A 7,410-nucleotide genomic window follows, 5' to 3' on the forward strand; every position below is an offset into this window, starting at 1 on the left:
CGGCTGATCAGCCGCGCGCCAGCGCCTCCACAGCGGGAAGGACCTCCGCCGGGCCCGGCAGCGCGGCCAGCTCCGCGGCGAGTTCCGCCGCCCGCCGCGCGTACGACGGGGTGGCGAGCATCTCCCGGCAGACACGGGCGACGTCACCGGGCCCGTCCTCGCCGGCCTGAGGCAGGCGGGCCACACCGTGGTCGGCGAGACGCCGGTTGGGGCCCCACAGCTTCGGCATGTTGGGCACGACCATCTGCGGAACGCCGGCCCGCACGGCCGTCAGCGCCGTCTGCCCGCCGCCCGCGTGCAGCAGCAGATCGCAGGTGTGCAGCACCGTGTCGAGCGGCAGCCAGCCCGCCCGCACACCCGGGTGCCGCTCACGCAGAGCGGCCGCCGCCTCCTCCGGGGCCGCGACGAGGACCTCCACGTCCGGACCGCTGACCTTCCCGACCAGCGCGTCCAGGTGGTCGAACTCGTACTCCTTGCTGACCCGGCTGCCCGCCGTGACACACACCCGGCGCCGCTCCCCGCGCGTGTACATCCACGGCTCCAGCTCCCGCTGGAGCCCGCACGGCACGAACCGCATGGTCAGCCCGGACGGGGCCGCGGGGTCCGCGACGGAGGGCGGGCAGATGTCGATCCACAGGTCGGCCGCGGGCAGCTCCGTCAGACCGGACCGCGCCAGCTCCGGGGCCAGTTCGTCGGCGGCCCCGAGCTCCATGGCGAGCGGCTCGCCCATGTCCCAGGCGTGCCGGACGTACGGGACCTTCAGCTCGCCGGCCAGCAGCGCCGCACCGAAGGCCAGCGCGCCGCCGACGACCACGTCGGGGCGCCAATCCCGGCCCAGTTCGCGCAGCGCCGGAAGGCTCCCGGCGGCCAGCCGGCCGAACCCGCGCCCCCCGAACCGCATCCGCTCCCCGGGATCGTCGGGCAGCGACAGCGGGGAGCCGTCGCGGCCGGCGAGCATGAAGTCACGCATCGCCAGCGGCGTGACGGACGCGGCCGGGAGCCCCGCCGCGGTGATCACCCCCGCCATGTCCGCCGTGGCGGCCACCAGGACCTCGTGCCCGCCGTTGCGCGCCGCCGTGGCCAGCGGGACGAGGGCGAACACCGTCGCCGGGCTGCCCCCGGCGAGGAAGAGCATCCGCATGCCGGCGCCTCAGCCGCGACTGGCCGGGGCGAACGCCAGCGCGTCGAGCGCGGTCACCACGGCGGCCTCCTCGTACGCGAAGTGCCGCTCCAGCTCCTCGACCAGCGTCTCCAGCCTGGCCTGCACACCCTGCGGGTCGCCCGGCTCCAGCTCCGTCACGAGCTCGGCGATCTCGGTGCGCAGCCGCGACACCACCTTGTGCTCCTCGCGCAGCTTGGCCAGCGTCGGCGCCAGACCCGGGAAGGTGGACTCCAGGACCGGGAACGCGCCCTGGTCCTCGCCCCCGTGGTGCACCTCGAGCGCCTTGCAGAAGCTCAGGCAGTTGTCGCGCAGCTGCTGGAGCACGGGCACGTCGGCGGGGGTCACGGCGTCGGCCTTGCCGGCCGCGAAGTCGGCGACCTGGCGGCGGAGTCCGGCGAGCTCGCCGCGCAGCCAGTCGTGGATCTCGGTGAGTTCCTGACCGAGCCCGCGCGCCCGGCGCCCGTCCTCGTAGTACTCGGGCTCCAGCACGACGACGGGCAGGACCCGGTCGGTGTTCTTCTGGTAGTCCGCGTAACCGGGGGACAGCTCGCAGGCCTTGGCGAAGACGCTCTCGCGCTCCTCGCCCTCCAGCACCGTCGCCCTGGCCTGGTACTTCTCCGTACCGACCTCGACGGTCAACAGCGGGTTGGCACTGAGGTTGTGGTACCAGGCGGGGTTCTTCGGGCCGCCGCCGGCGGACGCGATGACGACGCCCTTGCCGTCGATCTCCAGGTATCCGACCGGGCTGGTCCGCGGCAGGCCGCTCTTGGCGCCGGCCGTGGTCAGCAGAGCGAGGGTGCCTCCCTCGAAGGGGCCCCCGACCTTTCCGCCGTTCGCCCGGAACTCCTCGACGACGGGCTTGTTCCAGTCAGCGACGAAGGCTTCCAGCTCGTCGGCCATGGATATGCACGCTCCTCAGTTCTTTCGACAGGTCCACGCATCGGCGGCGGCCCGCCGGCCCGCACGGGTGGGACTCGACGATCAACGGCCGGACCCCCGCCGGTCAATGATTCCCGTCCGGAACTCGAGCCGCCCTCGAGCACTCCTGGAGCGGCGCCCCGGCCCGTGGAACCCGGCTCGAGACCTGGTCGCGAGCGCATGGACCCCCCGTCGAACACCCGTCCACGAACCGCCGGAGCGCGCCTTCTCGATGGCACAGTCGCCCACCGGAGACGACCGGAAACACGGGCTGCCGGAGACTCCGGACGGCCGGAACCGGAACGGGAGGCATCCACCATGCAGAACACACTGTCCCGGCGCCGCCTGCTGGGACTCGGTGCCGCGGCGGGCGGCGCCGCGGTGCTCGCCGCGACGCCTGCGGGCGCATGGGCGGCGGCGCGCCCGCTGGACGCGGGCTGGCCGACGAGGATCGAGCTTCCGGTCGGCTTCCACCCGGGCGGTGTCGCCACCGACGGCCGCGCCCCGTACGCGTACTACGGATCGCTGTTCGGCGGCGACGTCTACCGGGTGGACCTGACCACCGGCCAGGGCAAGTACATCTCTCCCGACCTGGGCGAGGGCAACGCCGCCGCCGGGATCCGGCTCGACTGCCACGGGCGGCTGTTCGTCAGCGGTGCCTACGGCGGCCAGATCCGGGTGCTCGACGTGACCACCGGACAGACGCTGGCGTCGTACCGGATGACGCTGCCCGGCGCGACGATCGCCGACGTCGCCCTGACCGCGGGCGCCGCGTGGTTCACCGATGCCTTCCACCCCGTCCTGTACAAGCTGCCGCTCGGCCCGACGGGCGAACTGCCCACCGCCGACCAGGTCGTGACGGTGCCCCTGAGCGGCGACTGGGTGCAGGGCGGCGACGGCGAGGTGACCACGCTCGGCATCTCGCCCACCCCCGACGGCCGCGGGCTGCTCCTGGCCCACGTCCTCGACGGCGGCGGCCTCATGCGCGTCGACCCGGCCACCGGCGTGGCACAGCGGATACCGATGGGCGGCGCGACCATCCCGTCGGCCAACGGCATCCGCCTCGACGGCACCCGGCTGTACGTCGCCCAGTCCGACGCGGTCGGGGTGCTCCAGCTGAACACCGAGGGCACCCGCGCGGCCCCGCTCACCCGGATCACCGACCCGGACTTCGACTGGCCGTCCGCGGTGGCCGTGCACGGCGACCGGCTCTACGTGTCGAACTTCGGCCCGCGGACGCCGACCTCCACGACCCCCTACCACTCGACCGCCGTGCCCCTGGTGCGCCGGTTCACGACCCACAGCACTGAGGAGCGGGCATGAGCGAGACCCCGAAGGACCAGCGGGCAGCCCTGGTGACGGGCGGCACCAGCGGCATAGGCCTGGAGATCGTGCGGCGGCTCGCCTCCGCCGGCACCCCGGTGCACCTGTGCGGCCGTACCACGGAAACCGTCGCCTCCACCGTCAAGGAACTGGTCGAGGAGGGCCTGCCGGTCACCGGCTCGGTCTGCGACGTCCGCGACCACGAGCAGATCCGCGAACTGGTGCGCACCGTCGTCGAGCAGCACGGCCCGATCCGCATCCTCGTCAACAACGCCGGCCGCAGCGGCGGCGGCCCCACCGTCAAGATCACCGACGAGCTGTGGGCCGACGTCATCGAGACCAACCTGACCAGCGTCTTCCGGGTCACCAAGGAGGTGCTGACGGCGGGCGGCATGGAGGAGGCCGGCCACGGCCGGATCATCAACATCGCCTCGACCGGCGGCAAGCAGGGCGTGGTCCTCGCCGCCCCGTACTCGGCCTCCAAGCACGGCGTCGTCGGCTTCTCCAAGGCCCTCGGCCTCGAGCTCGCCCGCACGGGCATCACCGTCAACGCGGTCTGCCCCGGCTTCGTCGAGACGCCCATGGCCCAGCGGGTCCGCGAGGGCTACGCGGACGCGTGGGGCATCACGCAGGAAGAGGCCTTCGACCGGATCACCACCCGGGTGCCCAACGGGCGTTACGTCACCGTCCGCGAGGTCGCCGCGATGGTCGAGTACCTCGTGGGCGACGACGCGGCAGCGGTCACCGCACAGGCGCTGAACGTCTGCGGCGGCCTCGGCAACTACTGATCCGGAAGAGGAAGGAAGCCATGAGCAGCACACGCGTCGCCCTGGTCACCGGCTCGTCCGCGGGCATCGGTGAGACCGTGGCCCGGCGGCTGGCCGCCGAGGGCATCAGCGTCGTCGTCAACTCGGCCCGCTCCACGGAGGCCGGCGAGAAGGTCGCGGCCTCGCTGCCCGACGCCCTCTACGTCCAGGCGGACATCTCCGACCCGGAGCAGTCGCGGCAGCTGGTCGCCGCGGCCGTCGAGCACTACGGACGGCTCGACATCCTCGTCAACAACGCCGGTGTCACCCGGGCCATCCCGCACGGCGACCTCGACGCCGCGACCCCCGAGGTGTGGCAGGAGATCTTCGGCCTGAACGTCTTCGGCACCTGGCAGACCACGGTGGCCGCGATGCCCGCACTGCGGGAGAGCGGCGAAGGCGTCGTCGTGAACGTGTCGTCGGTGGCCGGCAGCCGTCCGACCGGCAGCTCGATCCCGTACGCGGTGAGCAAGGCGGCCCTGGAACACATGACCCGCCTGCTGGCCGTGGCCGTGGGCCCCGAGGTCCGCGTCAACGCGGTGGCACCCGGCCTGGTCGAGACGGGCTGGACACAGGGCAGCGACTTCTTCGCCGCCATCGCCCAGAAGGTCGCGGAGGTCGCCCCGCTGCGCCGCGTGGGACAGCCGGACGACGTGGCGGAAGCGGTCCTGTCGATGATCCGCTCGACCTACACGACCGGCAACGTCCTCATGGTGGACGGCGGCGGCACCCTCGTGCGCTGACGGCCGCGCCGCCCGCCGCCTCAGTCCGCCTCGGCGACCTGCGAGGCGTACGCGGCAGCCGCCGGGGCGAACTGGAGCACCACGTGCCCGGACGCCGAGTGGACGTCCCGCCACAGCCGCTGCAGCGGGCTGTCGACCCGGTGCCCGCTGGTCCCCGACGCCCTGAAGAGCCGGTCCACGACACCCGTCAGCAGATCCGCGGCCCGCGCGCAGTCACGCTGGCCGCGGACGGTCTCCAGCGGCGTGGGGACCGGATCGCGGTCGGCGGTCGCGGCGACCCGCTCCAACAGCAGCCGGGCGGCGTCGATCTCGCCCGAACAACGGGCCAGAGTCTCCTCGTAGAAGCCGCGGCCGGGACCCGGCCCCGGCACGTGCGAGGCGCTGCGCAGTTTCGGAGCGGCGTACTCGGTCCAGTGCGCGAGCGCGCCCTCGGCGGCGCCCAGCATCGGCAGGGTGAAGAAGAGACCGTTGACGGCCGGCAGCGGAACGCGGTGACAGCCGGCCGACCCCTGCGGGGCCAGGCCGGTCAGCAGGTCCTTCGCCGCGAAGCTCAGCTCGTCCGGCACCAGCACGTCGTCCACGATCAGGGTGTTGCTGCCGGTGGCCCGCATCCCGATGTCCGACCAGGTGTGCTCGATGCGGTACGCGGAGCGGGGCAGCGCGAACAGCCGCGGCTCCGGCCGCCCTTCACCCGTCGCCACCAGGGCGAGCAGCAGCGCCCAGTCGGAGTGGTCGACGACACTGACGTACGGCCAGGTGCCGGACACCCGCCACCCGCCCGACGCGGCACGGGCCCTGCCCACCGGCGAGACGGAGCCGACGACCACCGTGTCGGGCCCCTCGCGCCAGACCTCCTTGCGGCCCGCCTCCGGGAGATAGGCCGCCATCCGCGACAGGCTCGCCACGATCGCGGCGCTCCACGCGGTCGCCGGACACCGGGCACCCAGCACGGGAACGGCCCGGGCCAGCTCGCCGTAGGTGGACTCGGTGCCGCCGTGCGCGGCCGGCACGAAGTGCCGGGCGAAACCGGCGTCGACCACGGCCCGCAGCACCCCGGGGTCGACGCGGCGTTCCTGCTCGGCGCGCTCGGCCAGGCCGGCGGCGAGTTCGGCCACCGCGGGCGCCGCGGCAGCCACCCCGGACTCTCGCGGGAACTGGTCGCTCATCCTTGCTCCTTACGCTGGGGGCGCCCGGACGGGCCGACACCTCGTCCCACGCTCCGCCCGGCCGGTAGCGACGAGCTCAAGGTCGGCTGGAGAGGGCTCGCGGCGTCCTCGACCGGGCTGCGAGCAGAGCGCACGAGACTCGGGGCACTGTCGCAAGCCATGTGAGGAGAACGGCCGTGCCGCCCAGCATCACCGCCCCCCGCGCCGCGGAGCCCGGGACGTCCCGGGTGCCCGCCCCCTTCGCCGAGGTCGTCGAGGTGGCCGACGGCGTCCACGCCTATCTGCAGCCGCCGGGCGGCTGGTGCCTGAACAACGCGGGCATCCTCGTGTCCGAGGGCGAGAGCGCCCTCGTCGACACCGCCGCCACCGAGGCCCGCGCCCGCCACCTGCGCGCGAGCGCCCTCGCCCTGAACCCGGCCGCGCCGCGCGCCGTCGTCACCACGCACTTCCACGGCGACCACGCCTTCGGCAACTACCTGTTCCCCGAGGCGCTCGTCGTCGGCCACGAGCGGACCCGTACCGAGATGGTCGCCGCCGGACTGCACCTGACCGGACTGTGGCCGGACGTGGAGTGGGGCGGCATCGAACTGGCCCCGCCGGCGCTGACCTTCCGCGACGGCCTGACCCTCCACATCGGTTCCCTGCGGGCCGAACTGGAGCATGTGGGGCCCGCGCACACCTCCAACGACACGGTCGTGTGGCTGCCCCGCCAGAAGGTCCTGTTCACCGGCGATCTCGTCATGAACGGGGTGACGCCGTTCTGCCTGATGGGCTCGATCGCCGGATCGCTGGCCGCCCTGGACCGGCTGCGGGCGTTCGGGGCCACGACCGTCGTACCGGGTCACGGCGCCGTCTCGGGGCCCGAGGTCTTCGACGTCGTCGAGGGGTACCTGCGTCACGTCCAGCGGGTGGCCGCCGAGGGGCACGCGGCGGGCCTGACCCCCGCCCAGGCCGCCGCCGAGGCCGGCCCCGGCCCGTACGCAGGGCTGCTGGACGCCGAGCGGCTGGTGCCCAACCTGCACCGGGCCTACGCCGAGCTGGACGGCGCCGGCCCCGAGGACCCGCTGCCCATGCCGGTCATGGAGACGGCCCTCGGCGAGATGATCGCCTACCACGGCGGGCCGCCCTGCTGCCTCGCCTGACCCGCACGGCGACAACGCACCCGTACCGATGAGGAGAAGGGGGGGGGGCCGGGGGGGGGGCGGGCCCCGCACCCGCGGCGCCGCGCGCGGCGGCGGGGGGGGCCCCCGGGTGGCGGGGGGCCGTGGGGGCGCCCGGGGGCGGCCCGGGCC

7 protein-coding genes are annotated in these 7,410 nt (G+C 74.2%); 4 read left to right on the forward strand and 3 right to left on the reverse strand.

All coding sequences use genetic code 11. From position 1 onward, the window contains the following. Nucleotides 1-7: 7 nt before the first annotated feature. Together ACFW9D_RS12025 and ACFW9D_RS12030 are read right to left on the reverse strand one after the other, a co-directional pair. Entirely contained in the window at nt 8-1,141 is a 1,134-nt protein-coding gene (locus ACFW9D_RS12025) for a glycosyltransferase (protein ID WP_384620732.1), read from the reverse strand. 9 nt (nt 1,142-1,150) lie between these two features. Further along, entirely contained in the window at nt 1,151-2,062 is a 912-nt protein-coding gene (locus ACFW9D_RS12030; RefSeq protein ID WP_188341822.1) for a nitroreductase/quinone reductase family protein, read from the reverse strand. Nucleotides 2,063-2,398: 336 nt separating this feature from the next. Here ACFW9D_RS12030 and ACFW9D_RS12035 point away from each other — a divergent pair, with 336 nt between their 5' ends. The 3 genes from ACFW9D_RS12035 to ACFW9D_RS12045 are packed head-to-tail and all read left to right on the forward strand — an operon-like array spanning nt 2,399 to nt 4,952. Next, nucleotides 2,399-3,403, forward strand: coding sequence for a superoxide dismutase (locus tag ACFW9D_RS12035; RefSeq protein ID WP_384620735.1), 1,005 nt, complete (start codon nt 2,399-2,401; stop codon nt 3,401-3,403). After that, nucleotides 3,400-4,191, forward strand: a complete 792-nt coding sequence (locus ACFW9D_RS12040) for an SDR family NAD(P)-dependent oxidoreductase (protein WP_188341820.1) — start codon at nt 3,400-3,402, stop codon at nt 4,189-4,191. Before ACFW9D_RS12035 ends, ACFW9D_RS12040 begins: the two co-directional genes overlap by 4 nt. Nucleotides 4,192-4,211: 20 nt before the next feature. Next, nucleotides 4,212-4,952: an SDR family NAD(P)-dependent oxidoreductase gene (locus ACFW9D_RS12045; RefSeq protein ID WP_188341819.1), complete on the forward strand. Its 741-nt coding sequence runs from the start codon at nt 4,212-4,214 to the stop codon at nt 4,950-4,952. 20 nt (nt 4,953-4,972) lie between these two features. On the opposite strand, the gene ACFW9D_RS12050 is transcribed toward ACFW9D_RS12045, so the two are convergent. Beyond that, nucleotides 4,973-6,118: a hydrolase gene (locus tag ACFW9D_RS12050; protein ID WP_384620740.1), complete on the reverse strand. Its 1,146-nt coding sequence runs from the start codon at nt 6,116-6,118 to the stop codon at nt 4,973-4,975. A gap of 176 nt (nt 6,119-6,294) precedes the next feature. Here ACFW9D_RS12050 and ACFW9D_RS12055 point away from each other — a divergent pair, with 176 nt between their 5' ends. Next, nucleotides 6,295-7,260 (forward strand): MBL fold metallo-hydrolase, encoded by a 966-nt coding sequence (locus tag ACFW9D_RS12055; protein ID WP_384620743.1) that lies wholly within the window; start codon nt 6,295-6,297, stop codon nt 7,258-7,260. Nucleotides 7,261-7,410 lie beyond the last annotated feature (150 nt).

Origin of the sequence: Streptomyces sp. NPDC059524, assembly GCF_042749255.1 — a bacterium.
In the GTDB taxonomy this organism is placed as follows: Bacteria; Actinomycetota; Actinomycetes; order Streptomycetales; family Streptomycetaceae; genus Streptomyces; species Streptomyces xanthii.